This is a genomic window from Hydrogenophaga sp. FW305-3-2-15-A-LB1, from assembly GCF_058787875.1.
On sequence record NZ_JBYTAE010000093.1, the window covers coordinates 1 to 26,292 of the forward strand.

Sequence of the window (26,292 nt, forward strand, 5' to 3'; positions counted from 1 at the left end):
GGGGTGGCGGCGGTTCCACCGCGCGCGGCGCGGCCTGCTGCGGGGTGCGGGACCAGAGTTCGGCCTCCACGGTGACCGGTTCGCCGTCGTTCTGCCACTGCACGCCCAGGGTCAGGGCGATCACGAGCAGGCCATGGGCAACCAGGGCCAGCCCCATGGGGCCGAGCCAGCGCCCATTCCGGGGCGGGGCGAGGTCGAGGTGGTCGGCAGTCGATTGCATGGGGCGTGGACGGGGCTCAGCGCGAGGTTTGCACGGAGAGGCCGACGCGCGCAATGCCCGCGCGCTGCAAGGTATCCATCACGCGAACAACGGCTTCGTACTTGACGTTCTTGTCGGCGCTGATCACCACCGGCACGCCGCCTTCGGGCGGGCTGCCCCGGCTGGCCTGCAGCTGCTGCACGCGCGCGACCAATTGGCCCATGGAGACCGGTTGCGGTTCGGCGCTGGAGGAGCCTTCGCGCACCTTGATCTGCTCGTCCTTGTCGATCACCACGGCCACGAAGCGGTCGGGCTGGCGCCCCGCCTGGCCCACGCTGGGCAGGGCGATCTGGCTCGGCGTGATCAGCGGCGCGGTGACCATGAAGATGATCAGCAGCACCAGCATCACGTCGATGAAGGGCACCATGTTGATCTCGTTGATGGTGCGGCGGCCCCGGCCGCGGGAGGAGACGGCTGGCATGTCAGTGTCCCGACGGCGTCTGGGTGTGCACGCCGAGGTTGCGCTGCAGGATGTTGGAGAACTCTTCCATGAAGGTCTCCATGGCGTTGGCCACGCGGTCGATGTCGTGCGAGAAGCGGTTGTAGAACACCACCGCCGGGATGGCGGCGAACAGGCCGATGGCGGTGGCCACCAGGGCTTCGGCGATGCCGGGGGCCACCGTGGCCAGGGTCACCTGGGCCAGCGCGGCCAGGCCGGTGAAGGCGTGCATGATGCCCCAGACGGTGCCGAACAGGCCCACATAGGGCGAAACCGAGCCGACCGAGCCGAGGAAGGAGAGGTTGGTTTCCAGGGCATCGAGCTCGCGCTGGAAGCTGGCCCGCATGGCGCGCCGCGCGCCGTCGAGCAGGGCGCCGCTGTCGGTGATGCGGCGCTCGCGCAGCTTCTGGTACTCGCGCATGCCGCTGGCGAAGATGCGTTCCATCGGGCCGCCGTGCTTGGCGTTCTGGGCGGCGGAGGCATACAGGTCGTTGAGGTTGGTGCCCGACCAGAATTCGCGTTCGAAGTCTTCGTTGTAGCTGCGCACGCGCCTCAGGGCGAACACCTTGCGGAAGATGGCGGCCCAGCTCACCACGGAAACCACCACCAGCAGCGCCACGACGGCCTGGACCACCCAGCTCGCGTTGAGCATCAATTGAACGATGGAGAGATCTTGGGTCATGGGTGTTCGGATGCGGTAGGTGGGAAAAAAGTTTCGGTAGGCGGCCGCTCAGGCCGGGCCTTGCAGCGCGCTCTGCACCTGAACCGGGATGCGCTGGGGGCGCAGGCTTTGGGCATCGACCCAGCCGATCCGGATCGTGCCCTCGCACAGCAGCAGGGGGGCCTCGCCAGCCAGCGGGGGCTGCAGGAGCGCGCGCTGCTCGATTGTCAGGGAGGCCCGGCCCGCTTCCCGCACGCGGGCTGTAACCAGAAGCAAATCATCCAGGCGGGCCGGGCGGTGGTATTGCACCTGGGTTTCGCTCACGACGAACATGCCGCCGACCTCGTCGCGCAAGGCCTGCTGTCCCAGGCCCAGGTGGCGCAGCCACTCGGTGCGCGCGCGCTCGAAGAACTTGAGGTAGTTGGCGTAGAAGACGATGCCGCCCGCGTCGGTGTCTTCCCAGTACACGCGCACCGGCCAGGTGAATGGCGCCCCCACGCTCCCCGCTGCGCGTGGTTCGCTGCCCCCCGTGGGGGCTGCCCCCGCCTTGGGGCGGCCCGGCGGCGGGGTCGGCGCTGTGGTGGGGGGCGCGCTCACAGGGCCTGCTCCAGGCGGGCCACGGCTTCCTGGAGCTGGGCCATCGAGTTGGCGGTGGAGAAGCGCAGGTAGCGGCCGGGCTCGGCCTGGCCGAAATCGCGCCCCGGTGTGGTGGCGAGCTGGCAGCGCTTCATGAGTTCGAACGCCAGCGCCCAGCTGCCGCCCTCGTCGGGCCGTGTGCCTTGCGGCGCGATGCCCCAGCGCTCGCACAGGCTGCGCACGTCGGCCCAGGCGTAGAAGGCACCGTCGGGCATCACGGGGACGTTCAGGCCCAGGCGGTTGAGTTCGGGGATGAAAAAGTCGCGCCGGGCCTTGAAGGCGGCGCGGCGGCGCTCGTACTCGGCCAGGCTGTCGGGCTCGAAGCAGGCCAGCGCGGCGTGTTGCGCGATGGTGCTGGCGCAGATGAACAGGTTCTGCGCCAGGCGCTCCACCGCCGGAACAAGGGCGGGCGGCAGCACCAGCCAGCCCAGGCGCCAGCCGGTCATGTTGAAGTACTTCGAGAAGCTGTTGATGCTGATGACCTCGTCGCCGAGGCCATCGGGCAGGCCCAGCGCGCTGTGGCCGTACTCGTCTTCGAAGCTCAGGCCGAGGTAGATCTCGTCCACCAGGGTGATGCCACCGCGGCCACGCACCAAGCGCGCGATGCGTTCGAGCTCTTCGCGGGCGATGCTGGTGCCCGTGGGGTTGGAGGGCGAGGCCAGCAGGACACCGCGCGTGGCGGGGCCCCAGGCGGCTTCGACCTGTTCGGCGCTGAGCTGGAAGCGCTGTTCGGGGCCGGAGGGGATCAGCACCGCGCGGCCTTCGGCGGCCTGCACGAACTGCCGGTTGCACGGGTAGCTCGGGTCGGGCATCAGCACTTCGTCGCCGGCTTCGATGAGCGCCAGGCAGGCCAGCTGCAGCGCGGCCGAGGCGCCGGCGGTGACCACGATGCGAGCCGGGTCGATGCGCAGGCCGAAGCGCGAGGCGTACCAGCCGCTGATGGCTTCACGCAATGGAGGCAGGCCCGTGGCCTGCGTGTACTGGCTGCGGCCGGCATGGATGGCGCGTTCGGCGGCGGCGGTGACCAGCGGCGGTGCGGTGAAGTCGGGTTCACCGATGTTGAGGTAGATCATCGACCGGTCGCCGGCGCCGGCCTGGGCCGCCATGGCGGAGGCGGCCTTGGCCAGCTCCATCACGTAGAACGGTTCGACGCGCTGCGCGCGCTGGGCAATCCTCATGGAGCGGGCTTGCGCGCGGCCGGCGCCGGTGATGCGGCCACTTCCGCGGGGCGCAGCTGCGAGGCCAGCTGGTGCATCACACCATTGACGTATTTGTGGCCGTCGGTGCCGCCGAAGGACTTCGCCAGTTCGATGCACTCGTTGAGCACCACACGCCAGGGCACGTCCAGGCAGTGCTGGAATTCGTAGGCGCCGATCCAGAGCACACCGTGTTCGATCGGCGAGAGTTCCGCCAGCGGGCGGTCCAGGCGCGGCGTGATCAGCGCGTCCAGCGCCGTGGCCTCGGCGATGCAGCCGTGCAGCAGGGCGTCGAAGTGCACGCTGTCGGCCTTGTGGAAGCCGGCCAGGTCGCGCGTGAAGGTGTCGATGTCGATGGCGGCGTTGCGGCCCACCAGGTATTGGTAGATCCCCTGCAGCGCGAATTCGCGGGCGCGGGTGCGGGCGGACTTGTCGGCCGCCTTGCGCGCGGTGCCGCCGCTCTTGGCGGTGGCCGGGGTGGGGGTGTCAGCGGACATGGTGTTCAACCGATCTCTTGCAGCAGGTGCGCCATTTCCACCGCCACGCGGGCCGCATCGCGGCCCTTGTCGGTCTGGCGGGCCACGGCCTGGTCCAGGTTTTCGGTGGTCAGGATGGCGTTGGCAATGGGGATCTGGTAGTCCAGCGAGAGGCGCGTGACACCGGCGCCCGATTCGTTGGCCACCAGTTCGAAGTGGTAGGTCTCGCCGCGGATGATGCAGCCCAGGGCGATCAGCGCGTCGAAGTCGTCGCGCTCGGCCATGGCCTGCAGGGCCACCGGCACTTCCAGCGCGCCGGGCACCTTCACGTGGGCGATGTTCTTGTCCTGCACGCCCAGGGCGAGCAGCTCGGCCAGGCAGGCGTTGAACAAGGCGTCGGTGATGGATTCGTTGAAGCGGGCCTGGACGATGCCGATGCTGAGTTTTCTGCCGTCGAGCACGCTGGGGGTGCCTTTGTCTGCGCCGAACATGTGGGGGTCCGTTTCTTGGGATGGAGGAGGGAAGGGGGAAAAAGGGATCAGCCGTTGCGGCTGAGGTAGCCGGTGATCTCGAGGCCGTAGCCGGTCATGCTGGGCATGCGGCGCGGGTTGCCCATGAGTTGCATGCGGTGCACGCCGCAGTCGCGCAGGATCTGCGCGCCCACGCCGTAGGTGCGCAGGTCCATGCGACCGCGCTCGGGCGCCTGGGCGGAGCGCGCCGTGCCTTCGAACTGGGCCAGCAGCTGGCTGGCGGTTTCACCGCAATTGAGCAGCACGGCCACGCCCGCGCCGGCCTGGGCGATGTGGCGCAGGCTGGCTTCCAGGCTCCAGGAGTGCATGGAGCGGCCGACTTCCAGCGCATCCAGCACCGACAGCGGTTCGTGCACGCGCACGGCCACGCTGTCTTCGGGCTTCCACTCGCCCTTCACCAGGGCCAGGTGCAAGGCGCCGCTGGGCTGGTCGCTGAAGGCCGTGACCTGGAATTCGCCGAAGGCGGTGTTCATGCTGCGCGTGCCCAGCTTCTTCACCAGGCATTCGGTGCGGCTGCGGTGTTCGATCAGGTCGGCGATGGTGCCGATCTTCAGACCATGCTCGGCGGCGAAGACCTGCAGGTCGGGCAGGCGCGCCATGGTGCCGTCGTCCTTCATGATCTCGCAGATCACCGACGCGGGGCTGCAACCGGCCATGGCGGCGAGGTCGCAACCCGCTTCGGTGTGGCCGGCGCGCATGAGCACGCCACCTTCGACCGCTTGCAGGGGAAAGATGTGGCCGGGCTGAACCAGATCGCCGGCCTGCGCGTCGGGCGCCACGGCGGCCTGCACGGTGCGCGCGCGGTCGGCGGCCGAAATGCCGGTGGTGACGCCTTCGGCGGCTTCGATGGAGATGGTGAAGGCCGTGCCCATCTTGGTGCCGTTGCGCGGCACCATGGGCGGCAGGCGCAGGCGCTCGCAGCGCTCGCGCGTGAGGGTGAGGCAGATCAGGCCGCGGCCGAAGCGGGCCATGAAGTTGATCGCTTCAGGCGTGACGTGGTCGGCGGCCAGCACCAGATCACCTTCGTTTTCGCGGTCTTCTTCGTCGACCAGGATGACGATGCGCCCGGCGCGCATGTCGGCGACGATGTCCTCGACCGGCGAGATGGCCACCGGGGCCAGGGTTTCAGGGGCGTTCATGCGGGTTCCTTGGTGGGGTGCGTGCCGGCGCTGAGCATGCGCTCGACATAGCGCGCGACGGTGTCGATTTCGAGATTGACCGTGCTTGCCTCGGCCAGCTCGCCCAATGAAGTGTTGTCCACCGTGTGGGGGATGAGGTTGATGCTGAATTCGCAACCTGCGGCGCTGTCGGCCACCTCGTTGACGGTGAGGCTGACGCCGTTGACCGTGATCGAGCCCTTGTAGGCGAGGTATTTGCCGAGTTCGGTGGGCGCCATCACGCGCAGCTCCCAGCTTTCGCCCACCCGGGCGAAGCGGGTGACCGTGCCCACGCCGTCCACATGGCCCGCGACGATGTGCCCACCCAGCCGGTCATGGGCGCGAAGCGCCTTCTCCAGGTTGATGCGACGGCCCGTTTGCGCCAGGCCGGTGGTGCGGGCCAGCGATTCGGCGGAAATGTCGATCGTGAAGCGGTGCTGGGGCAGGTCCAGCGAGGTGACGGTCATGCAGGCGCCGTTGAGGGCGATGCTGTCGCCCAGACCGACGTCGTCGAGGTAGCCAGGCGGCGCCTCCAGGGTGAGTCGCTTGCCATGGTCCAAAGAGCTGCCCAGGTCGTGGAGGGCGGCGATGCGCCCCACGCCGGTGATGATGCCGGTAAACATCCCGCTATTTTCGCAGGGTTTCGGAAACCGGGCCTGGAGCCCTCTTTGGTGGGCTCTGGCGCTAGCGGTTCCAGCAGGTCTGAGCCGACAAGGGGGCCGTCACGAGCGCCGAGGCGGACTGGGTTCTCAGCCCCGCCTCGCTGAGTTCGAAAACGCCGCATTCGTCCGCGCTTTGCGCGGCGCGCGGGGTGGCTTGCAGCACAAAGGCGCTGGCGTTCAGCGTTTTGAAGCCGACCGTGTACCGATCGCCTTCCACCGCCAGCACGCCGGCGGGAATGGCCGCCCGTGCGGGGTAGGTGCCCTGCGCGGTGGCCGCGCGCTCCAACCATTGGGCGGCCTGCAGCAGGGCGGCCCGGGCGTGGGCCCGGTTTGTTCGCTGCACATGCGAGGTGTATTGCGGCAATGCGATGGTGGCGAGCACGGCGACGATCGCCAGCACGATCATGATTTCGATCAGCGTGAAAGCCCGCTGCGCCAGCGGCCGCCGCACGCCTGGGGAAAGCCGCGTGCTCATTCGAATTCCCGCCAGTCCGCGCGCCGGCCCTCGACCTTGCCGGCTGTCAAGGTCAGCTTCCTGATGCACGTCGCTTTGGCGGGATCGCAGGTCGGGTCGCCCGACGCATTGGAAAGCGACAGCAGGTTGAGGTCACCACCGGATGTGTGGATGCTGGCGAATTCACCGCTGCCAAAGCGCGCGCGCGAGGCGTTGATCATGGACATGGTGGCATCGGTGCTGGCGAATGCCGGCGCTTTGCCAGGCTGCCCCGTGATCATGTTGAGGACGGTGATCGCACCCCCTTCCTGGGCCTGTTCGAACGCGCAGGTTTCTTCGTTGCTGCCCTGCGCAGGGACGGTGGTGGTCACGATCACCTTCTGGCCCTCGAACGGTTGGGGGTTGCTCAACACGCGCTCACCGGCGTCGGGCAGGTCCATGTACCAGCCGCGCGGTGAGCTTGGGTTGGTTCGGGCGTACGCGACCGGCTGGCGGGAGCTGTTGAAAAACAGGGTTGGCAGCTCGGTGCCCGAGGTGCGGCTGGTCACGGCCCCGGTGACGGATTGCTGGACGAGTGCGCTGCGGCCGGGAATCGTGGAGCGCGCGTCCGTGCTCTCGGACAGCCGCCCCTTGTCGACTGTGTATTGGCTGAAGTCCCAGACCGAGTAGATGGTCTGCACTTTCGCACTTGCGCGATCGGCCTCTTCCAGGCTGCGGCCGGTGCCGAACAGGATCTGGACGCCACCCAGCGGATGGGCCATCCACAGCGGTGCCGTGGTGATGGGCTGGAGGTTGGCGGACGAGGCCGCGTCGCGGGCCGTGAAAAGGGGGGTGCAGGAAGCGCTCTTGCAGGGCATGCCACCGCCGCTCCAGTCGCTGACACCCCATTTCGTGGCGTCGGTATCGGTCAGGTTGAATTTCCAGAGGTTGCCTTGCAGGTCGCCGGCGTAGGCCACATCCATCCTGCCGTCGCCGTTGACATCGAGCAGTCGAGGCGCGGACAGGCCATTGCCTTGGTGGGTGGTGGCGTGGGCCACGATGCTGAGCAGTTCCCGTGGTTCGTCCAGGTACTGGATGAGCAGCACCGGGCGCTCGTTGACGCTGTTGACGCCATTGCCCATGACCACCGCCCAGCGGCCGTTGTTGAGCTTGGCGATCTGCTCGCTGCGGCCGCCGTCGATCGCACTCACCACCGGCGGTGCGTAGAGGTGGCCGACGTCCTTGCTCGCCTCGTCGGGAGCGGGGCCGCTGCCCGGAAAGCTCCGGTCCAGCAGAACGCCCGATGGGTTGAAGGAGGAAGTGGCCGCCGTGGTCGCCCGAGGGGTGGTGACGTCCAGCACGAAGTAGCCCCTGCCGCCGCCGCCCAGGGCGCCGACCAGGTAGGTGCGCCAATCGTCGAGCCGGCCTGCGTTGCTGCTGGTGCCATTGCCGCTGATATCGGCATCGCCGGTGAAGGCCTGCCCATCCACGAAGTAGCGGTGGCTGTAGTCGGGCCGCGTGTAGCTGCGCAGGTGGCCGTAGACCCCGGCGGGCACATAGGCCATGAGTTCGCGGCCGTCCTCGGCGCTGAAACCGTGCAGCATGCCATCGTTCGCACCCACGTAGAGCATGGGTGGGCGGTTCGCCTGCGCGGCTCGGAAGTCGGCATGCCCGGGGTGTTCGAATCCCATGCGCACGGGCTGCCGGGTCTGCCAGATGTTCGCGTTGGCAATGTCGCCCAGGCGCGAATCGCGGCGGCGCAGCGTGCCGCCGGGCTTGTCGTTTTCATGGGCACGGTCGCCCCGCAGGTAGTTCAGGCGGCGCTGGCCTTCGGTGTCGCTGTCGCTCCCTTGCAAGGAGGCCTGCTGTGCCTCGTTCAGGTTGTTCCAGCTGAAGACGGCGCCTTCCCTGCCGTTGTGTGTGAGCACCTGCCGTGCATCCGGTGTGCTGGCGTCCAGCAACTGGTGCGCGGACCATGAAGGGGCGCTGCTGATCCCCTGGGTGGAAGCGTTGATGGTGTACGCGCTCAGGTTGCCGCTCCAGCTGCTGGAGTTGAAGCCGGCGACGTAGATGAGCCCGTTGGAGCGCAGGCGGCTGGAGCTGCTCGCGATGCTGACGAGGGGTTGTGACGTCTGATGGAGGATGTCGTCCAGGATGCCCTGGAAGGCGTCGAGCAGCGCTGTGTTGTTGATCGCGGGCACGAAGCGTCCGCGGCTGTTCAAAGCGGCGTGCCACAGCTCCACCTTGCGTTCGTTCTCGCGGGTGAGCCAACTCAGGTTGAACGCACTGTCGCAGGGCCGGTTGTTGTCGGAAAAGACGAGGCAGAACGGTGAAGGCCAACTGGTGTCGCCGTTGATGAGGCCGCCCAGGTTGTTGAAGGTGTTGCCGTTCCAGACTGGCTGCCCCGTCCATCCGGCGGCGTCCTTGAACCCGACGGTGTAAGTGACCATGTGTTGCCAGGTGGCGGGATCGTTGCGCGGGTTCCAGTACGCGTCGAGCTCCGCCGGGTGTTTGTCCGTGCCGAAGTTTTGCCGAGGCCATTGCGTTTTGGGGCTGGGGCGCACGTTGTTGGCCAGGCCCGGCTGAAGATCGCGTGACCAGTAGTAGAAGGCGAGGTCGGACAGGCTGCTCACGTAGGAGGTGCCCCAGTTGTCCCGGTACAGGCGGGTCTGCGGCGATGCCGTGTCGTACTTGACGCCGTCGGGCAGGGTGAGGGAGGTGTTGTCCGTGTTGCCACCCCGGACGATGTACTGGTCGTCGAGGCCCGCCGCATCACGGCTGTTGTAGGGCGCTGTGTTCCAGGCTCCATCCGTCATGAAGATGTGGAAGGACTTCCGGCACGACAGCACAGGGGCCTCCGTCACGCCAGGGTTGGACGCCCACGGACTGTGGACCCCGAGATCGGTGCGGCTCAGGTACTTTCCCGCTTCGTCGATCATGAGATGCGAAGGCGTCTGGTTGTTCGGGGTCAAGCGGTCCACCCAGTTCAAGAAGTTGATGCGGTGGATGACCGTGCGCAGGCGCGTGCCCGTGGAGAAGCAGATCAGCTGGCCACTCAGTTCGTCCATGCCTGCGGGGAAGGCCGCGAAACGCTGGCCTATGGCGGTGACCTGGCCGTACCGGTTGATGGTGATGTACTGCGGGCTGCCGCCACCCTTCGCCTTGACGAGGCGGATGCCGGTGGGAAGCGCAACGGACTGCAGCTCGGCCTCGGCCGGGTCCGGCAGTTGATTGCCATTGAGATCGACGAACACGCGCCACCCACAATCCCAATCGGCGGTGGTGGGCAAGGCCACGTCGCACGAGGTTTGGCGCTGGATCAAGATGTCTTGGCCCAGGCGCATGGCGTCCACCCGGGCCAGCTGGACCGACGCCATGAATTCGTCCACGGCCGCATTCACGCGGTACTGGCGGGCGATACCGGCAAACGACGGAATGGCGATCGATGCCAGGACCGCCAGCACCGCGATCACCACCAGCAGTTCGATCAGGGAGACGCCCAGAGGCCTATTCGGTCCAGCGATGAAGAGATGCCGCGCTTTTTGCATGGCGGCACTCTATCAGCCAAAAATACAACTAAAGCACCATATGGATGAGCGGCGGAATTCAGTGGATAGTTGCGTTGTATGACTTTTTGTATCTTCGTGGTGATCGATCAGGTCGCAGAGGGCAGGAGGAAGGCATCGCGGCCTTGCACCCGTGCCAGGATGCGCAGATCGGTGCCCACCGGATCCACCGACACATAGCGGAGCAGAGGGCCTTCCGTCAGCTGCTGCAGCGGTCCGAAGTCGGCCAGGCTGGCGCCACGCCCAAGCAGTTGAGGCGCCTGGTAGAGCAGCATCTCGTCGACCAGGCCCTCGCGCACGAACGAGCCATTGAGCTTGTGACCGGCCTCGATGTGCAGCTCATTCACCTCGCGTCGGGCCAGATCGGCGAGCATGCCGGGCAGATCCACCTTGCCGTTGGCACCCGGCATGTGGACCAGGGTCGCGCCCAAGCGCTGCAAGGCGCTTTCCTTGTCGGCGTCGCGGCTGGCGTGATAGATCCAGATCTGACGTGCCTGGCCGTTGGCGGGCGTCTGGAAGAGGCGCGCGGCCGGTGGCGTTTGCAGGCGGCTGTCGATCACCACCAGATGCGGTTGGCGAGGGGTGTCCACGAGGCGGACGTCCAGCAGGGGATCGTCCTCCAGCACCGTGCCGATGCCCGTGAGCACCGCACAGGCACGGGCGCGCCAGGCATGGCCGTCCGCGCGCGCGGCCTCGCCCGTGATCCATTGGCTGGTACCGTTGTCCAGCGCGGTGATACCGTCAAGCGACGCAGCGGCCTTCATGCGCACCCACGGTGTGCGACGGATCATGCGGCTGAAGAATCCGATGTTGAGTTCGCGCGAGCTGTGCGCATGCTCGTCATGAGGAGTCAGCACATCGACCACCATACCGGCGGCGCGCAAGCGTTCCAGACCCTGACCAGCCACGCGGGGATTGGGGTCTTCGGCGAACACCACGACCCGTGCCATGCCGGCTGCAATCAGCGCATCACAACAGGGTGGCGTGCGGCCATGGTGAGAGCAGGGTTCGAGGGACACGTACGCGGTGGCACCTTGCACGGAGCTGCCCCGCGCAAGGGCATCGCGCAGGGCCATTACCTCGGCATGTGGTCCTCCGGCCTGTTGTGTGAATCCTTCGCCCAGCAGGCGGCCCCCGTCGTCGGTGATGACACAACCCACACGGGGGTTCGGATTGGACAGGCGCAAGGCCTGTTCAGACAGGCCGCGGACACGCTGGAGCAGCGCCGCGTCGTGAGCAGGCATCGGTGTATGAGCCTCCGGTGAAGCTGGAAAAAGCAGCGAGCGGGGCGTCAGGAGCCCTTGAAGCATTCTGTCGCCGTGGTGCCCGCGGCATTGTTGCTAATGGCACGTGCCCCGGTGTGCGTGACGGTCAGGTCTCCGCAACGGTCATTCGCCATGGTATTGGCGCGGGTGGCGCGCAGGGTGTAGCTGGTGGCATCCGTGGCCGTGTCGACGATCTCACCATCCTCCACCAGACCGATGTTGTAGGCAGCGGCGCCCTCGCGCGGCGATCGGGCCAGGGCCGCAGGCAGGGCGGCGCCCACGAAGGTGTCGCGGGCGCTGTAGTAGCGCTTCATGTACTGATCCACCTCCGTCAGGGCGCGTTGCACATCGGCGCGGCGTGACGCGTTCACGTATTCCGTGTAGGACGGGTAGGCCAGCGCGCCCAGGATGCCGATGATGGCGATCACGATCATGAGCTCAATCAGGGTGAAACCACCCTGCAGGGTGGCGCGTGGGAACGGTGAGGGGCGTCGTGAGGTTGGGGACATGTTGAAGGCTCGCTCAATTGGATGGTGGGCGGCTCAGCTGGTACTGGCTGCGGCTCCAGCCGGGCACTTCACACGCCACGCCGGCCGTTAGCGCACCGGATTCGGTGCCGATCAGCTTGGCGATCAGTGGGGTGCAAGGCTTGGATTCTGGATCGGATTCACCGGACGAGCTGTCGGGCGCGAAGCGCTGGCGCAGGCTGTCGGTCAACGAGGTGGAGCGGATGATGTCGGCCACTGACATGCCGCGGGCATAACCACCACCACTGACCAGCACCACCGACACGTTGTCCAGGCGCCCGTCGTTGTTGATGTCGAAGGAGCGGGTGGATGCTCCGTTGATCGCGTTCAGGGCATAGATGTAGTTGGCAGGCAGGTTCGATACCGTGCACATCTCCGCTTGCGGATTGGCCGGCTGGCTCAGCACGGTGGTGGTGATGAGCACGCTGGTGCCGAGGTTGCGGATCTGGTCGATCGAGCGCTCGCCGAGGTGGGTGCGCCCCAAGGGCATGGTCCATCCTCGATGAACGGCCCAGTCGATCGCGTTGCGCGTGGCCTGGAAATAGGTGGTGCCACCCACCACCTGCGCGGTACCCTGCAACACGGTTTGCTGCAGCAGTTCGCTCGGGACGACCGTGGTGAACGGTGTGACGTCGGCCGATCCGATGTGGGTGGGGTCCCAGATGCCGTAGATGGCTTCGTTCGTGGCCGTGTCGCCCAGGTCGCTGTCGGCCAGCAGCATGCCGGTGGCCACCACCACGATCGTGCCGCCCTCGGGGTGCGCCTGCCAGGCTGGCGAGCCATAGATGGGCCGGTGGTTGGCGGTGGTGAAGATCGGCCTGCCGTACGACACCGCCCAGGTGGCTGGCGCGCCTTTGAGGTCGAAGCGCCACAGGTTGCCGTTCGCATCGCCCGCGTAGGCCGCGACGATGCGTTTGTTGGCATTGCGCACCAGGGTCACGCCGCTCAGGCCCCGCCCGGCAGAATAGGCGCTGGGCAGGGGAATGGTGCGCAGCTTGGCGCCGGTCATCGCATTGAGGATCACTAGGCCGGCCTTGGAGCCATTGGTCAACCCGTTGTAGTGCCCGTTGTTGGCGACCACGATCCAGTCGCCGCTGGCCGTCTGCCCGCTACGCAACGGGTTGGTGATGTAGCCCATGGAAACGTCGGCGTCGTTGATCCTGTCGGGGCCAGATTCCCACATAAAGTCGGCCTGCCCGGGTGTGCGATTGGCGGGTGTAGCGGTGTTCAGGGGCGAACGCACCGCGTACACCAGCGGCTCGCCCCGGCCACCGGTGCCCACGGCCATGTGGTTCCAGCGAGTGCCGTCGTAGATGTCGTGCTCGCTCAGGGGGCCATCCAGCGTGTACTCGAAGTTGTAGTCGGCGTTCGCATAGTTCAGCATGCGCCGCAGGCTGCGCCGTGGCATGTAAGCCGCCAGCTCACGTCCGGTTTGGGCATTCAGGGCGTGCATCATGCCGGCGTTGGTCGCCACGAAGAGGGACGCCGGCAAGCTGCGCTTCGCGTCGGCAAAGGCTAGGTAGGAGGCCTTGCCGTCCACCGTGCTGCTCAAGTCGTAGGCGAAATCGCGGTCACCACCCATGAAGATGGACGGTGGGTTCACCATCGCGCCGAGTTTGCTAGAGCGCTGGCGGAACAGCACGCCCTGGGCATCGGTCACAGGATCAAGACCGCGCAAGTAGTTGATGAAGCGGGCGTCCGTGGGAATGCGGCTGGCGGCGGGAACGCTGGCGGGTTTCAAAGCGGCTTGCACATCCGCCGGCAGGGCGTTCAAGGCGCCACTGAAGCTGCGCGGCGTGGTGTCGCCGGTGATGGTGAAGACGTTGCGCGTGTCGGCCGCGCCAATCAGATCGGAGGCGTTCCAGCGTGTGCTCACCACATTGCCATTCGCGTCGAGTTCCTGCGCCGATATCTCGCCGCTGTTGTCCAGCGTGCGGTAGCTCACGCTGTACTTCAGGCTGCCCGCGATGGTAGACAAATCGCTGCCGCCGCTGACCGCGACACCGGCATCGCGGCCCGAGGAGCTGAGAATTTCGGAAATGATGGTGTCGAAGATCGAGCGGACGTCATCGGCCGAGCGGGCGCTGAAGCCCTTGCCGCCACCCGTATAGCCGGCCTGGATGAAGTCGTTCACGCGGTCCTGGTCGGTGCCGCTGTTGTCGAGGTTGCCGGTCGCCCAGGAGGGCTTGGTGGCGGCTGCGTAGCCGCTGGTGGCGTACTGCGACTGGTAGGTCTTGATCTGGTCGAACGTCAGGCCCGACGAGGCACCCGGGACTTCGCCCGAAGGCCGGATCAGGTAGCCCACCGTGTAGGTGGTCATGTTCTGCCAGAAGGTGGGCTGGCCGGCGCGCGTCTGCACATTGTTGGCCAGGTCCTGGCGCAGGTCGAGGTGCCAGAAGTAGTTCGCCGTAAGATCGGCCAAGCCGCCGGTGCCGGTGCTCGGGAACGGCGTGTAGGCCCGCCGCCCGGCCACGGTATTCACACCGTTGCGCAGGTACTGGAAGGACTCGACGGTGTTGTCGATCAGGGTTCGGCTGAACGACGGGCCGTCGGTGTTGTCGTAGTCGGTGCCGGAGATGTTGGACGTTCCGCTGTTCCAGGCGCCGTCCGAGAACAGCAGGTTGAACGAACGCCGGCAACTCATCTCGGGGTTGGTCGTCGAAGCCGCGGCGCCCGGGTTGGTGGACCACGGGTTTTCCGTGGCGCCCGTGCCCACGCTATAGTAGCTGGCCACCTTGGCCACGGCGTTGTGCAGCGGTGTGCCGCCGTAGGGCGCGTTGCTGCGGTTGCCGGTGGCATTGAAGGCGGCATCGGCACCGTTGTTGGAGTTGCGGTTCTGCGTGCCGTCCTGGTCGTACAGCCAGGTGTAGATGCGCTGGGTGTCCGCTGTGCCCAGTTCGTGCGGGCGAACGCCGCGCAGCAGGCTGAGGTTGTCGGTGGTGACGCCCGGCGTCTGATCGATGGCGCTGATGGTGGAGTTGTTGCGGCGGTTGATCGAGAGGTAACCCAGGCGCAGGTTGCGGTTGTAGTTCGTGTTGGCGATCGCTTGGCCGATGGCGGTGGCGACGGCGGGCGCACGGAACGCGTAGTATCGGTACCAGTTCATGATATTGGCCACTTCCTGCGCGTTCGAGCAGGTGTTGGCATTGGCATTGCCTGCGCAGTCGGTCCGGCTGTGACCGGCGGGCAGGGTCACGTTGCCCGAGACGTTGCGCCGCACCGTCACGTCGGTCCATGCACCGGGGGCGCAGCCCCACTGCAGGCCATCATGGGTGATCACATTGGAGCAGTAGGAGTAGGTGAAGCCTGGGGTCGTCGTCGTCGTGCTGGAGTAGGTGATGTGCTGGGGGATGCGCACAGCCGAGGAGATGTCGTAGATCGAGTTGTAGCCGGTGACCGAGGGGTTAGCTGCGTACATCGAGTGGTGGGTGCGGATCTCGTTGCCGTTGCGATAGACCGTGTAGCGAAAGCCCGTGCTCGCCTGGTTGGAGATCCAGGCCACGCCATCTTGCGGCACGAGCGCGGCGCCACTAGCGCTCACGCGGGGGGCATAGGTCGTGCGGGGGTTGTAGTACACCGGGTTGACATCGGCCGAGCGTTGCGAGGACCAGGCGCCGGACACTTTACGTGGGGGGGTGTACGGATCCGACAGGTTTGTGTAGGAATAGGTGCCGTTGCTGTTCTGGAGGATGCAGCGGTTGTTGTTGTAAAAATCGGCAGTACCTCCCAGCACCCAACTGCCCGTGAGTTCGCTCCAGTGGTTGGCGCGGCATTTTTTCAACTCGAACTCGTTGTTGCTGTCTGTCAGAACACCGTAGGTCTCGTGGTAGCTGAACGACATGGAGCCCGAGTTGTCCAGGCTGATCATCAGGTTGGGTTTGGCGCCTGACTGGCTGGCGAGCAGGGGAGTCTGACTGGGCTGCGCCTGCACCGGCGGGGTGGCGAGCAGGCCCGTGAGCGCCAGTGCAGCGAGCAGCCGCTGCAGGGTGCTTTTCGGAAAAATGGAGTCAAACATGGATCGGCCTCGCGGTCTATTGCTCTGATCAAAACTCACTGGTTGCCTCCGCTGGCGGACTTGGTCGGCACACTGGGTGAGAGAACCGACTGCAGCCAGATTTCCGACCCCCGTACCAACTGGTCGTTGTCATCCACCGCCGCGTCGTTCGACAGCCCTCGAGAGGTGACGAGAAAGCGACCCTGGGTCATGGCTTGAATGAGACAGCTGGGGTAGTTGGTGGCCGATACCTGCGCTTCCGTCTGCACCGCGCTGTTGAACTCGGGCGTGTAGGTGATGAGATTGGCCGCGCCGCTGGCCCAGTTGGCCCGGGTGTTCCACGCGCCTGCGGCGATGTTGGTTGGGTCGAGTTCGGTGGTCACGACCTTACCTTCGAGCGCGCCATGGATGGCGCCTTCGTTGCTGGCAAGGTCGACCACCACCGCCTCGCAGAAACGCAGCGCCGCTTCCGCGGACTGGCGCGCCACCTGGGTGGTGCGCATATTGTTCGAGAACTGCTCATGGGTGGCCGAATTGCGGGCCGCCAGGAGACCCGCCAGCGAGATGATCACCAGCATGATGAGCGCCATCGGCAGCACGATGCCGCGCTCGCGGCGCGCACGGAGGAAGCGCAGGGCAGGGGGATGAAGCGCGGTGGCGTGGGACATGGAGTGGCAACCTAAGGGTGGAATGGGATCATTCGTCCCCCGTGAGGTAAGCCCAGGGGTTGCGCACGGAACCATCCGGGTTCAAGGTGTAGCCGGCCGGCACAGCAGGCCGCATGTTTCTCAGCTGCACGGTGGTGTGGTAAGCCCGGCGCAGGAAACCGTCGTCATTACCGTCCTGCCGCACACCATTGCAATCCACGTAGCTGCCCAGCTCCGCACGGCCAGAGCCGCCGGCGGGAACGGGCTGGCTGGTGCGCACCAGCAGGCAGATGCGCACGCCGGCCACGCGCGACCAGTTGTCCAGGGTGGCACCGAGCACGGCGTCGGCGGCGTCCACATAGCCGGTGATCTGATGTGGCATGGGCTCGTCGTTGACGGGCGCGGCAGTGACCGCGTAGGTGATCTGCATGTCCTCGACGTTGGGCACGAGCGGCGTGGCCACATCGAATCCGCCCCCTGGCGTGGAGCCGTCCTTACCCTTGCAGAACAGGGTGGGAATGTTGTCGTTGGTGTCGTCCTGAGCGATGTAGTAGCGGTTGTCGGCGAGCGGAATCACCACACCAGCGCCGATGTCCCAGGCGGTGATGCCGTTGAAGCTGCAGTTGGTGGGCAAGCCGGCGGCCGTGGGCTGGGTATTGAGCGCGGACGCTTCGTAACGGACCGCGAGCGCGTCGGGGCCGTCATCGTCGGCATTGCACGTCATGGCATCGAAATTTGAGTTCGAGGCGTTGTCGTCGAATCCGCCGTCACAACCCCGAACGCCCATGCCCTGGAAATTGCGGTTGCCCGCAGCAGCAAAGCCGGAATAGCCGGCGAGGCGGATTTGCTGTTGAAGCATCTCCAGCGCCAGGCTGGCGTCTTCGTTCATCTGCGACTCCAGGGTGCTGCCTCGGGAACTGCTCGAGGTGGCCACGTAGATGGCGGCCACGGCGCCGATCAGGAAGAGCCCGATGGTCATGGCCACCAAGAGTTCGACCAGGCTCATGCCGCGCTGGCGGCGCGCGGGTGCCATGCGCAGGGGTGTTGTGCGGCGCGCAAACGGCTTCATAGCCCCACCTTGAAGTACATGCAGCTATAAATGGCCTTCTCGTCGTTGCCTAGGTCGCTGGGGCAGTTGAACTGGCCCGCCACGAACAGACTGTCCTGGAGCGATGTGCGCGGTTCCTGCCACAGGAGCCAGACATCCAGGTTGCGTGCGTTGACCGTGATGTTGGAGGCCACGATCGCCCTTCCTTGAGGGAGGCGGTCCGCCACGGTGCGCTGGAATAATGCGCGGTCGTACGCGGCCACGTTCTGCGCGGCGGTCAACGGGGCGGCCTCATCGGCATTCAGGGCAGCTTTCGCGGTGGTGATGTCCTCGGTCGAGGGCACAGCGTCGGCGAGCTCGATGGCGTAGTTTCCCAAGTCGTAGCCGTACACGTTGAGCCGTGCACGATCCGCGTAGTCGTTGACCAAGTTCAGACCGGTCAGGCGCAACTGGGCCGCCTTGTTGTAGCCGAAGGTCGCGGCCGAAATGCCACCGATGCCGAGCAAGCCCAGCGAAATGATGAGCAGGGCCACGAGGATTTCGACCATGCTGGCGCCCTGGTTGACACGCTTGGATCCGTGGCGGCGGCGAAAGGAGGTTGCGAAGCCTATGTGCATCTTCAGGCTTCCTGATCTTTGGCTTTGACGTGGGTGCGGCCGATGCGGTTCACGCTCACCTCATTCATCTTGAGGGCATTGCTTCCAGCGGGAATGACCTGCAGGCGGGTGGCGCCAGATGCCAACAAGCCATTGGGCAGGAAGGCGAGGCTCTGGACGTCGTCCGATGCCTGCATGCTGGTCAGTCCGGTGGCCGCGCCGCGCGATGCCAGGACGGTTTCGCCGTCGTCATGGCTGCCGTCGCCATTGGCGTCCACGAACACGATCCAGCCGGTGCTCCATTCATTGCTGTCGGCGCAGTCGGCGCCATCGGTGCTGCTGCACATCACCACGCGCCGGGACGTCTTGATTGCCTCCGAGCGGGCCAGGTGAACGTGGGCAGTGAAGGCCTTGGTGGCGCTGTCGCGCTGCCACTCCCGCAGCTGGTTGGTAAAGCTCGGGATGGCCAACACGACCAGGATGGCCGAAAGCGCCAGCGTGACAATGAGCTCCACGAGCGTGAAACCTCGCTGGGAGCCTGCGCGCATAGGGAGAGGGCAACGGATGTGCATGTGCATCAAAGTGATACTCCAATGCAGAATGTAACGAGGGCCAACGTCTTCCCTCGCCGATTCCTGACGTGCGGCAGTTTTGCGACCATCGAGGGAAGAAAACGCCTGAATTTGGGCGGTTCTCCCCTCGGGGCAGGCCTCGGGGAGTCGATGTGGGTCGCCGATCAGCGCCGGACTTCGTCCACCAGAGCCCTGAATTCGTCGATGTCCTCGAAGCTCCGGTACACGCTGGCGAACCGGATGTAAGCCACCTTGTCGAGCTTCTTGAGTTCCCGCATCACCATCTCGCCCAGCCGGGCGGCGGGCACTTCGCGGGCACCCAGGTTCAGCAGCTTTTCCTCGATGCGCTCGATGGCCGCGTCGACCTGTTCGGTGCTGACCGGCCGCTTGCGCAGGGCCAGCGCGAACGAGGCTCGCAGCTTGGCTGGCACGTAGTCCACCCGGCGGCCGTCCTTCTTGACGACGGCCGGGAAGCTCACTTCCGGCCGTTCGTAGGTGGTGAACCGCTTCTCGCAGTGGCCACACTGGCGGCGGCGTCGGATGAAATCCGCGTCTTCCGAGACGCGGGTTTCGACCACCTGGGTTTCAAGATGGCCGCAGAACGGGCATTTCATGCGGAGGGCACTCCCGTTGTACGGCCTGAGAGCATCACTTGTAGACCGGGAAGCGGGCGGTCAGGGCGTTGACCTTGGCGCGCACGGCGTCGATGTTGGCCGGGTCGCGTGGATTGTCGAGCACGTCGGCAATCAGGTTGGCGGTCAGTCGCGCTTCGTCGTCCTTGAAGCCCCGGGTGGTCATCGCCGGCGTGCCAATGCGCACGCCGCTGGTGACCATGGGCTTTTCCGGGTCGTTGGGGATGGCGTTCTTGTTGATCGTCATGTGCGCGCTGCCCAGCACCGCTTCGGCTTCCTTGCCGGTGATGCCCTTGGCGCGCAGATCGACCAGCATCACGTGGCTCTCGGTGCGGCCGCTGACGATGCGCAGGCCACGCGAGGTCAGTGTTTCGGCGACGATGCTGGCATTTGTCAGCACTTGTTGCTGGTAGGCGGTGAAATCGGGTGAAAGCGCTTCCTTGAAAGCAACGGCCTTGGCCGCGATGACGTGCATCAGCGGGCCACCCTGCAGGCCCGGGAAGATCGCGCTGTTGAGGGCCTTTTCGTGTTGGGCCTTCATCAGGATGATGCCGCCGCGCGGGCCGCGCAGGCTCTTGTGGGTGGTGGAGGTCACCACATCGGCGTGGGGAACCGGGTTGGGGTAGACACCCGCGGCGATCAGGCCGGCGTAGTGGGCCATGTCCACCATGAAGATGGCGCCGACGTCCCTGGCCACATTGGCGAAGCGCTCGAAGTCGATGCGCAGGCTGTAGGCCGAGGCGCCCGCGATGATCAGCTTGGGCTTGGTCTCGTGTGCCTTGCGCTCCATGGCGTCGTAGTCGATCTCTTCCTTGTCGTTGAGACCGTAGGAGACCACGTTGAACCATTTGCCGCTCATGTTGAGCGCCATGCCGTGGGTGAGGTGGCCGCCTTCGGCCAGGCTCATGCCCATGATGGTGTCGCCGGGCTTGAGGAAGGCCAGAAAGACGGCTTCGTTGGCGGAGGCGCCGCAGTGCGGCTGCACGTTGGCGGCTTCGGCGCCGAAGAGCTGCTTGACGCGGTCGATTGCGAGCTGCTCGGCCACGTCCACGTACTCGCAGCCGCCGTAATAGCGCTTGCCGGGATAGCCTTCGGCGTACTTGTTCGTGAGTTGCGTGCCTTGTGCGGCCATCACGGCCGGCGAGGCGTAGTTCTCGCTGGCGATCAGCTCGATGTGGTGTTCCTGGCGGGCGTTCTCGGCCTGGATGGCGGCAAACAGCTCGGGGTCGGTTTGCTGGATGAGGATGTTGCGGTCGTACATGGCAGTCCTTCAAGACGTGGAACCTTGCGCGGTGACAAGGGCTGCCCAGGCGAACGGCTGAACACCCGAACCCCTTGAGGCCGGGCGGTACGCTTCCCAGTGGTTGTCCCTGAAGACGATCACAGATCGGGCAGGGGGGCCACGTCAGCGGCAGCCGCCGACGCAGATGTGTCGGGGTGCGCGCCTATCGCCAGTTGCGTACCCGGCTAGTTTAGCCGAGGCCGAGAGGCCGGTTGGCGAGGTCAGGAACGGGTGAGCGGCGCGCCAGGGGGGAGTGCGTTCGGCGCGGCCGGGCCCTCGGCCTCGATTTCGGCTGCCGGGGCGGCCACCGGGGCCGGCGTGACGGGCGCCACCACCGTGGTCGGGCGCGCTTGTGGCACATAGCGCTGCATCGGCTTGCCCAGCGCCACGCTCTGGATCCGCATGTGCTCGGCCATCACCTTGTCGATGTACCAGTTGCCGTCCGTGGTCACCGCACCGACGTACAGGCGCAAACCACCCTCGACCGAGCCGGCGCGCTTGACCGCGTCCTGCAGCACGCGCGCCCCCACCCGGAGGTTGGACACCGGATCGAACGCGGCCAGCTGCCCGCCGAAGTCGTTGTACTTGTCGGTATGAACGCGGGTCAGCACTTGCATCAGGCCTTGCGCGCCCACCGGGCTCTGCGCAAACGGATTGAAGCGGGACTCGATCGCCATCACGGCCAGGATGAGCGTGGGATCGAGTTTGGCTTTCTCGCCCACCTCGAAGGCCTCCGCCACCAGCGCGCTCAGGGGCTCGGGCGCCACGCGGTACTTGCGGCTGAGCCAGTAGGTCACATTGGCCTGCTGCTTGGGCAGGTCGCCGGGTTGAGCAGCGGTCACGCGGTCGACCGCGCTGGGCTCGGCGGCGTACACCGCATCCACGCTGGCGGCTTCCTGGCGTTCCAGCAGCCAGCCGAGCAGTTGCTCTTCTGCGCTGGCGCGCAGATCCGCACGGGCACTCAGGGTGATCAGTGCCACGGCCGCCAGGGTGCCCAGCAGGGCCAAGCTGTTGTGGGTGATGTCGAAGAAGCCCTGGTAGGCGTCGCCAACAGCGGTTTTGAAGGATGCCACGGCACCTGAGGTGCTCTTGGGTGGCGTTGCGTCTTGCGCGGTCATGTCATCGCTCCTTTCTGCGCCGGCCTCGCTCGTGGGAGCTGGGCCGACTGGATTGGTCGCCATCGACGGCCCTATCCAGAGGGTGGAGCGGTCGAGTTAGCCTGGGTGGCAGCGGTTCGGGTTTACCCTTCGGCGGGCAAAGCTGGCGCATCCTATGGGCTTATTAATATCGAGTCAATGTTTATGAATCGATTCAAGCCTACTTTTTGATATAAACAAGTGTGAGTAAACGTAAGCAAAAGGGCTTTGCTAGCGGGAAGCCTTGAGCCTGCAAGGCTTGCGGGTGGATGTCGCGCCGACGACCGTTTGTCGGGCAGCGACCACCTTTCATGTTCCAAAACGTGATTTTGGGGTCGTCAAATGGTCGTTTCGGGCGCGATTGAAAATCTGCATGGAGAACGGGCCATGCGGCCTTGATCCGGGGCGGCAAGGGGAGTAACCTGCAGTGGCCTGTCTGAAGACTGGCATCAGCTGACGACGCGGCGAACCGCAAGTCAGCTTCCAACGGGAGCAATCTGTTGCTTCCAGGCTGGAGAGACATCCAACTCCCTCCGCCAAAACCGACGGCATGAGCATCTAGCCCGCCGTCAACCCCGGCAGGCCCCGCTTGCCGGGGTTTCTTGTTTCTGGGGGACTCTATATAGGTGTGCGCTGCCGCATCCCCTCAGTTCGACGACACTCGTGGATCCGTTGGTTAGCGAACGCACGAATGAACAGCTTTTTTCCCCAGTGGTCCCAAGGTCGGTGGGCTCGGCGCCTGATGCTGGGTCTGCTGGGGCTCCTTCTGCTCTGGCTGGTGACCTGGATGGGCATGCCGCCCTTGCTGAAATGGCAATTGGCCAAGCAGGCCACGGCCGCGCTGGGACGCCAGGTGACGGTGGAACGGGTTGATTTCCAGCCGTGGTCGCTGGAAGTGGCCATCGAGGGGTTGCGCGTGGCCGATGCCACAGGCGAGGGCGAGCAGTTCACGCTGGATCGCCTCTATGCCAACGCCGAGCTGCAGTCGCTGTTTCGGCTCGCGCCGGTGCTCGATGCCCTGGTGCTGGAGCAGCCCAAGTTGAAGCTGCGCCACCTGGGTGAAGGGCGGTACGACGTGGACGACGTGCTGCAGCGCTTGCGCCCGAAAGACGATGAGCCCCCGTCCGACCCAGCGCAGTTCGCCCTGTTCAACATCAACCTGTCCGGGGGCGAACTCACGTTCGTCGACGACAGCGTGGGCGTTACGCACCAGCTGAGCGGCTTGTCGGTGGGCGTGCCCTTCCTGAGCAACCTGCCGTCCCGACGGGATGTGGTGACCCAGCCCAAGCTGGCTTTCGTGCTCAATGGGAGCGCTTTCGATTCGAGCGCCAGCACCACGCCGTTCGCCCAGACCCGGGACACCGATGCCAGCGTGGACATTCCCACCCTGGATCTCGCGCCTTACCTGCCCTACTGGCCGGCGACTTGGCCCGTCAAGCCCGAAGCCGGTGTGCTCCAGCTCGCGCTCAAGCTGGCATTCGAACAGCAGGACACGCCGCGCCTCTCCCTCTCCGGCACGGCTGCCCTGTCGGATCTGCGCGTCGTTGAGCGAACCGGGCCGTCCACCACGGCCGAACTGCTGGCCTGGGAACGCCTGGGCGTGACGCTCAATCGGGTGGAGCCGCTGGCGGGTCAGGTGGATCTGGCCGCCATTGACTGGACGTCGCCCACGGTGTCGATCTCGCGCGATGCGGCTGGGTTGCTCAACTTGCAACGTGCGGCGCAAGCCTGGGCCGACCAGTCCCGACGTGCTGCATCTCCTCCCGCCCCTGCGCCCGTGGCACCGGGCGCATCCACCGCGCCCGCCTCGCCGTGGAAAGTGAGTGTGGCGCGCCTGAACCTGGAGGGCGGTACCGTGCGATGGCGCGATGCCGGCACCAAGCCGGCCGCTCAGCTGGCGCTGGAGGCCTTGAGCGTGCAGGCCCAGGCGCTGAGTTGGCCGATGCAGGCACCGGTGCCCTTCGAGGTGTCCGCGCGCCTGGGCCAGACGCCGCTGTCGCTCAAGGGCACGGCCACCGACGCCGAGGCCAAGGCGAAGGTCTCGGTGGGCGAACTGCCCTTGTCGACGTTCGCGCCCTACGCCGCCGGCGTGCTGACGCACGAACTCGACGGGCGGCTCGCCGCCGACCTCGATGTGGAATGGCGGGCGGCCAAGGCCGATCAGCCCATGGGGCTGCTGGTCAACGCTTCCCGGCTCGAGCTGAGCGAGGTGCACCTGGGGACGGCTCGTCAGCCACAGGTCAGCCTGCGCCGCCTCCAGGTGCAGGACGCGCGCGTGGATCTGGCCAGCAGCACCGTGGCCGTGGGCAAGGTCGTGCTTGATCGGCCACAGGTGCGCGCGCAGCGCGACAAGGCGGGGCGCTGGATGGTGGATGGCTGGATGAAGGCATCGGAGGCGCCCGCTGCAGCACCCCCGTCGAAACCGGCCGAGCCCTCCCCGTGGCAGCTGACGCTGGCCGACGTGCAGATCGATGCGGGCGCCGTCGCGCTCGAAGACCTCGCGCTGGCGCGCCCGGTCAGGCTCGACCTCAGTCAGATCAAGATGCAGGTCAAGAACCTGCAGCCCATGGCTCGCAGCCAGCCCGACATGCCGGTCTCCCTGCAGCTGCGCATGGGCGCGGCGCGAGGCAACCGCGCCGAGCCCGGCCGGCTCGCCCTCGACGGCGCGCTGCGCCTGCCCGGCAAGGGCGAGCGCGACGCCGACAGCCTGCGCACCCAGCTGAAGGTGCAAGCGGACAAGCTGCCGCTGCATGCCCTGGAGCCGTATTTCGGCGACCGCCTGAACCTGGACCTGCTGCGCGCGGACACCAGCTACCGTGGCACGGTCGAGGCGGCATTGCCCCCGGCGGGTTTGCGGTTGACGGTCGCCGGCAACGTGGGGCTGGACGATTTCGCCGCCAACACGCTGTCGCCGGCCGAAGAGCTGTTGGCCTGGAAGTCCCTGCAGGTGCGGGGTCTGCGGCTCGCCATGGCGCCCGGACAGGTCACCCGGGTGGCGGTGCAGGAGACCGTGCTCAGCGACTACTTTGCCCGCGTGATCATCGACGAGGCGGGGCGCATCAACCTGCAAGGCCTCGTGAAACACGATGAGGCGGCGCCCGCGCCCACGGGCGCCGCCGCGCCGGCGGCCACCGCTCCGCCACCGCCACCGCCGCCTCCTGCAAACGCGAGCGCCGTGCCCGACCCGGACATCCGTTTCGGGCCGATCAGTCTGGTCAATGGCCGCGTGCTGTTCTCCGACCGTTTCATCAAGCCCAACTATTCCGCCAACCTCAGTGAACTCACCGGCAGCCTGAGCGCTTTCGCCAGCGTGCCGCCGGGCGGCGCGCCACAGATGGCCGACCTGACATTGCGCGGGCGCGCCGAGGGCACGGCGGCGCTGGAGATCGATGGCAAGCTCAACCCGCTGGCCCAGCCACTGGCACTCGACATCCGCGCGCTGGTGCGCAACCTGGAGTTGCCGCCGCTGTCGCCTTACACCGTGAAGTACGCCGGCTATGGCATCGAGCGCGGCAAGCTCAGCATGGACGTGGCCTACAAGATCGAGCCCAACGGCCAGCTGACGGCCAGCAACCAGATCATCCTCAATCAGCTCAGTTTCGGCGACCGCGTGGCCGGGAGCGAGGCGCCCAACCTGCCGGTGAAGCTGGCCGTGGCCTTGCTGGCCGACCGCAACGGGGTGATCGACATCAACCTGCCGGTCAGCGGCTCGCTCAACGACCCGCAGTTCAAGCTGGCGCCCCTCATCTTCCGGCTCATCTTCAACCTGATCGGCAAGGCCATCACCTCACCGTTCTCCCTGATCGCCGGGGCTTTCGGCGGGGGCGGGGAGGAAATGAGCCAGGTGGTCTTCACACCGGGCAGCAAGGCGCTGGACGGTGAGGCCCGGCAGCGGCTGGACGCTGTGGCCAAGGCCCTGGCCGATCGGCCGACCCTGCAGATCACCGTGGTGGGGCATGGCGACCTGGAGGCCGAGCGCAGCGGTTACCAGCGTGCCCGGCTGGACGAGCGCGTGTTGGCCGAGAAACGCCGCCAACTGGCGCGGGATGGCACCGCCATCAGCGACACGCTTGTGGTGACGCCCGCCGAGTACCCGGCCCTGCTCAAGGAGGTGTACCGGCGGACCGACATCCCGAAACCCCGCAACCTGGTCGGCCTGGCCAAGGACATCCCGCAGGCCGAGATGGAAGCCTTGTTGCTGGCGTCCATACCGGTCACGTCGGATGCCATCCGCGAACTCGCGGTGGCGCGCGGCGTGGTCGTCAAGGACTACCTTGCAGGGCGGCAGTTGCCGGAAGACCGCATGTTCCTGGGCGCGCCCCAACTGGGCCGCCAGGGTGAGAAGTGGCGCCCGCAGGCCGAACTCAAGCTGGCGCCGCGCTGAGCATTCCGCGTGCGCGCGCCGGGGGAGGCGGGCGCGCGCCAACTGCGGCGACAATACGCCCTGGTCGCGCCGTCGTGGTGCCGACAACCGAATCGATTGAGCCCCCCACTTCATGTCGCTGTTTTCCCTGCGCAAAGCCCCGTCTTCGTCCAACGCTTCCGAGTCTGCCGTGAACACGCCCACCTCCCCCAAGC

Annotated in this window: 21 protein-coding genes and 1 pseudogene; 1 reads left to right on the forward strand and 21 read right to left on the reverse strand. The window is 66.4% G+C overall.

The annotated features are described in order from the left end of the window. The 21 genes and pseudogenes from AC3WPZ_RS23635 to AC3WPZ_RS23735 form a co-directional block, all read right to left on the reverse strand. Nucleotides 1-220: pseudogene (locus AC3WPZ_RS23635) on the reverse strand (cell envelope integrity protein TolA); the annotation flags it as partial. A 16-nt stretch (nucleotides 221-236) separates the two neighbouring features. Then, entirely contained in the window at nucleotides 237-680 is a 444-nt protein-coding gene (locus tag AC3WPZ_RS23640; protein ID WP_291112118.1) for an ExbD/TolR family protein, read from the reverse strand. 1 nt (nucleotide 681) lies between these two features. Then, nucleotides 682-1,380 carry a protein TolQ gene (gene tolQ / locus AC3WPZ_RS23645; RefSeq protein WP_291112121.1) on the reverse strand — a complete coding sequence of 233 codons (699 nt, stop codon included), beginning with the start codon at nucleotides 1,378-1,380 and terminating at the stop codon, nucleotides 682-684. 48 nt (nucleotides 1,381-1,428) lie between these two features. Then, nucleotides 1,429-1,857, reverse strand: coding sequence for a tol-pal system-associated acyl-CoA thioesterase (gene ybgC / locus AC3WPZ_RS23650; protein WP_382324075.1), 429 nt, complete (start codon nucleotides 1,855-1,857; stop codon nucleotides 1,429-1,431). Between the two features lie 95 nt (nucleotides 1,858-1,952). After that, a complete protein-coding gene (locus AC3WPZ_RS23655; RefSeq protein WP_382324077.1) occupies nucleotides 1,953-3,173 on the reverse strand; it encodes a pyridoxal phosphate-dependent aminotransferase in 1,221 nt (406 codons plus the stop codon). After that, nucleotides 3,170-3,688: a transcription antitermination factor NusB gene (gene nusB, locus AC3WPZ_RS23660; protein ID WP_382158889.1), complete on the reverse strand. Its 519-nt coding sequence runs from the start codon at nucleotides 3,686-3,688 to the stop codon at nucleotides 3,170-3,172. The genes AC3WPZ_RS23655 and nusB overlap by 4 nt, the downstream gene beginning before the upstream one ends. Before the next feature lie 5 nt (nucleotides 3,689-3,693). Beyond that, a complete protein-coding gene (ribH, locus tag AC3WPZ_RS23665) occupies nucleotides 3,694-4,158 on the reverse strand; it encodes a 6,7-dimethyl-8-ribityllumazine synthase (RefSeq protein ID WP_291112129.1) in 465 nt (154 codons plus the stop codon). 47 nt (nucleotides 4,159-4,205) lie between these two features. Next, nucleotides 4,206-5,336 carry a bifunctional 3,4-dihydroxy-2-butanone-4-phosphate synthase/GTP cyclohydrolase II gene (gene ribBA / locus AC3WPZ_RS23670; protein ID WP_291112133.1) on the reverse strand — a complete coding sequence of 377 codons (1,131 nt, stop codon included), beginning with the start codon at nucleotides 5,334-5,336 and terminating at the stop codon, nucleotides 4,206-4,208. After that, the gene (locus AC3WPZ_RS23675; RefSeq protein ID WP_444686280.1) at nucleotides 5,333-5,977 is read right to left on the reverse strand and encodes a riboflavin synthase; all 645 of its coding nucleotides are present in this window, start codon (nucleotides 5,975-5,977) and stop codon (nucleotides 5,333-5,335) included. The genes ribBA and AC3WPZ_RS23675 overlap by 4 nt, the downstream gene beginning before the upstream one ends. Before the next feature lie 61 nt (nucleotides 5,978-6,038). Continuing rightward, nucleotides 6,039-6,491 (reverse strand): type IV pilin protein, encoded by a 453-nt coding sequence (locus AC3WPZ_RS23680; protein ID WP_492441821.1) that lies wholly within the window; start codon nucleotides 6,489-6,491, stop codon nucleotides 6,039-6,041. Beyond that, nucleotides 6,488-9,997 (reverse strand): PilC/PilY family type IV pilus protein, encoded by a 3,510-nt coding sequence (locus tag AC3WPZ_RS23685; RefSeq protein ID WP_492441823.1) that lies wholly within the window; start codon nucleotides 9,995-9,997, stop codon nucleotides 6,488-6,490. The genes AC3WPZ_RS23680 and AC3WPZ_RS23685 overlap by 4 nt, the downstream gene beginning before the upstream one ends. Nucleotides 9,998-10,104: 107 nt before the next feature. Continuing rightward, on the reverse strand, nucleotides 10,105-11,259 hold the full coding sequence (gene ribD, locus AC3WPZ_RS23690) for a bifunctional diaminohydroxyphosphoribosylaminopyrimidine deaminase/5-amino-6-(5-phosphoribosylamino)uracil reductase RibD (protein WP_492441825.1): 1,155 nt from the start codon (nucleotides 11,257-11,259) through the stop codon (nucleotides 10,105-10,107). 47 nt (nucleotides 11,260-11,306) lie between these two features. Further along, nucleotides 11,307-11,789, reverse strand: a complete 483-nt coding sequence (locus AC3WPZ_RS23695; protein ID WP_492441827.1) for a type IV pilin protein — start codon at nucleotides 11,787-11,789, stop codon at nucleotides 11,307-11,309. A gap of 13 nt (nucleotides 11,790-11,802) precedes the next feature. Continuing rightward, complete coding sequence (locus tag AC3WPZ_RS23700; RefSeq protein ID WP_492441829.1) at nucleotides 11,803-15,822, reverse strand: pilus assembly protein; 4,020 nt, start codon at nucleotides 15,820-15,822, stop codon at nucleotides 11,803-11,805. A gap of 35 nt (nucleotides 15,823-15,857) precedes the next feature. Continuing rightward, the gene (locus AC3WPZ_RS23705) at nucleotides 15,858-16,469 is read right to left on the reverse strand and encodes a pilus assembly PilX family protein (protein WP_492441831.1); all 612 of its coding nucleotides are present in this window, start codon (nucleotides 16,467-16,469) and stop codon (nucleotides 15,858-15,860) included. Between the two features lie 28 nt (nucleotides 16,470-16,497). Further along, a complete protein-coding gene (locus AC3WPZ_RS23710) occupies nucleotides 16,498-17,517 on the reverse strand; it encodes a PilW family protein (protein ID WP_492441833.1) in 1,020 nt (339 codons plus the stop codon). Next, nucleotides 17,514-18,113: a type IV pilus modification protein PilV gene (gene pilV, locus AC3WPZ_RS23715; protein ID WP_492441835.1), complete on the reverse strand. Its 600-nt coding sequence runs from the start codon at nucleotides 18,111-18,113 to the stop codon at nucleotides 17,514-17,516. The genes AC3WPZ_RS23710 and pilV overlap by 4 nt, the downstream gene beginning before the upstream one ends. A gap of 2 nt (nucleotides 18,114-18,115) precedes the next feature. Further along, nucleotides 18,116-18,670, reverse strand: a complete 555-nt coding sequence (locus AC3WPZ_RS23720; RefSeq protein WP_492441837.1) for a GspH/FimT family pseudopilin — start codon at nucleotides 18,668-18,670, stop codon at nucleotides 18,116-18,118. Nucleotides 18,671-18,828: 158 nt separating this feature from the next. Next, nucleotides 18,829-19,278, reverse strand: a complete 450-nt coding sequence (gene nrdR / locus AC3WPZ_RS23725) for a transcriptional regulator NrdR (protein WP_291112203.1) — start codon at nucleotides 19,276-19,278, stop codon at nucleotides 18,829-18,831. A gap of 34 nt (nucleotides 19,279-19,312) precedes the next feature. Continuing rightward, nucleotides 19,313-20,557 carry a serine hydroxymethyltransferase gene (gene glyA / locus AC3WPZ_RS23730; protein ID WP_382324101.1) on the reverse strand — a complete coding sequence of 415 codons (1,245 nt, stop codon included), beginning with the start codon at nucleotides 20,555-20,557 and terminating at the stop codon, nucleotides 19,313-19,315. A gap of 242 nt (nucleotides 20,558-20,799) precedes the next feature. Further along, nucleotides 20,800-21,696 (reverse strand): transglycosylase SLT domain-containing protein, encoded by an 897-nt coding sequence (locus AC3WPZ_RS23735; protein ID WP_382324103.1) that lies wholly within the window; start codon nucleotides 21,694-21,696, stop codon nucleotides 20,800-20,802. A 709-nt stretch (nucleotides 21,697-22,405) separates the two neighbouring features. On the opposite strand from AC3WPZ_RS23735, the gene AC3WPZ_RS23740 reads away from it, so the two are divergent. Continuing rightward, nucleotides 22,406-26,098 (forward strand): DUF748 domain-containing protein, encoded by a 3,693-nt coding sequence (locus AC3WPZ_RS23740; protein WP_492441840.1) that lies wholly within the window; start codon nucleotides 22,406-22,408, stop codon nucleotides 26,096-26,098. Nucleotides 26,099-26,292 lie beyond the last annotated feature (194 nt).

What these genes read in the sequence shown, in the direction of transcription:
- AC3WPZ_RS23640 (WP_291112118.1), bottom strand. Translation starts at nt 680, where the DNA reads ATGCCAGCCGTCTCCTCCCGCGGCCGGGGCCGCCGCACCATCAACGAG.
- tolQ (WP_291112121.1), bottom strand. Translation starts at nt 1,380, where the DNA reads ATGACCCAAGATCTCTCCATCGTTCAATTGATGCTCAACGCGAGCTGG.
- AC3WPZ_RS23655 (WP_382324077.1), bottom strand. Translation starts at nt 3,173, where the DNA reads ATGAGGATTGCCCAGCGCGCGCAGCGCGTCGAACCGTTCTACGTGATG.
- nusB (WP_382158889.1), bottom strand. Translation starts at nt 3,688, where the DNA reads ATGTCCGCTGACACCCCCACCCCGGCCACCGCCAAGAGCGGCGGCACC.
- ribH (WP_291112129.1), bottom strand. Translation starts at nt 4,158, where the DNA reads ATGTTCGGCGCAGACAAAGGCACCCCCAGCGTGCTCGACGGCAGAAAA.
- ribBA (WP_291112133.1), bottom strand. Translation starts at nt 5,336, where the DNA reads ATGAACGCCCCTGAAACCCTGGCCCCGGTGGCCATCTCGCCGGTCGAG.
- AC3WPZ_RS23675 (WP_444686280.1), bottom strand. Translation starts at nt 5,977, where the DNA reads ATGTTTACCGGCATCATCACCGGCGTGGGGCGCATCGCCGCCCTCCAC.
- AC3WPZ_RS23680 (WP_492441821.1), bottom strand. Translation starts at nt 6,491, where the DNA reads ATGAGCACGCGGCTTTCCCCAGGCGTGCGGCGGCCGCTGGCGCAGCGG.
- AC3WPZ_RS23685 (WP_492441823.1), bottom strand. Translation starts at nt 9,997, where the DNA reads ATGCAAAAAGCGCGGCATCTCTTCATCGCTGGACCGAATAGGCCTCTG.
- ribD (WP_492441825.1), bottom strand. Translation starts at nt 11,259, where the DNA reads ATGCCTGCTCACGACGCGGCGCTGCTCCAGCGTGTCCGCGGCCTGTCT.
- AC3WPZ_RS23695 (WP_492441827.1), bottom strand. Translation starts at nt 11,789, where the DNA reads ATGTCCCCAACCTCACGACGCCCCTCACCGTTCCCACGCGCCACCCTG.
- AC3WPZ_RS23700 (WP_492441829.1), bottom strand. Translation starts at nt 15,822, where the DNA reads ATGTTTGACTCCATTTTTCCGAAAAGCACCCTGCAGCGGCTGCTCGCT.
- AC3WPZ_RS23705 (WP_492441831.1), bottom strand. Translation starts at nt 16,469, where the DNA reads ATGTCCCACGCCACCGCGCTTCATCCCCCTGCCCTGCGCTTCCTCCGT.
- AC3WPZ_RS23710 (WP_492441833.1), bottom strand. Translation starts at nt 17,517, where the DNA reads ATGAAGCCGTTTGCGCGCCGCACAACACCCCTGCGCATGGCACCCGCG.
- pilV (WP_492441835.1), bottom strand. Translation starts at nt 18,113, where the DNA reads ATGCACATAGGCTTCGCAACCTCCTTTCGCCGCCGCCACGGATCCAAG.
- AC3WPZ_RS23720 (WP_492441837.1), bottom strand. Translation starts at nt 18,670, where the DNA reads ATGCACATGCACATCCGTTGCCCTCTCCCTATGCGCGCAGGCTCCCAG.
- nrdR (WP_291112203.1), bottom strand. Translation starts at nt 19,278, where the DNA reads ATGAAATGCCCGTTCTGCGGCCATCTTGAAACCCAGGTGGTCGAAACC.
- glyA (WP_382324101.1), bottom strand. Translation starts at nt 20,557, where the DNA reads ATGTACGACCGCAACATCCTCATCCAGCAAACCGACCCCGAGCTGTTT.
- AC3WPZ_RS23735 (WP_382324103.1), bottom strand. Translation starts at nt 21,696, where the DNA reads ATGACCGCGCAAGACGCAACGCCACCCAAGAGCACCTCAGGTGCCGTG.
- AC3WPZ_RS23740 (WP_492441840.1), top strand. Translation starts at nt 22,406, where the DNA reads ATGAACAGCTTTTTTCCCCAGTGGTCCCAAGGTCGGTGGGCTCGGCGC.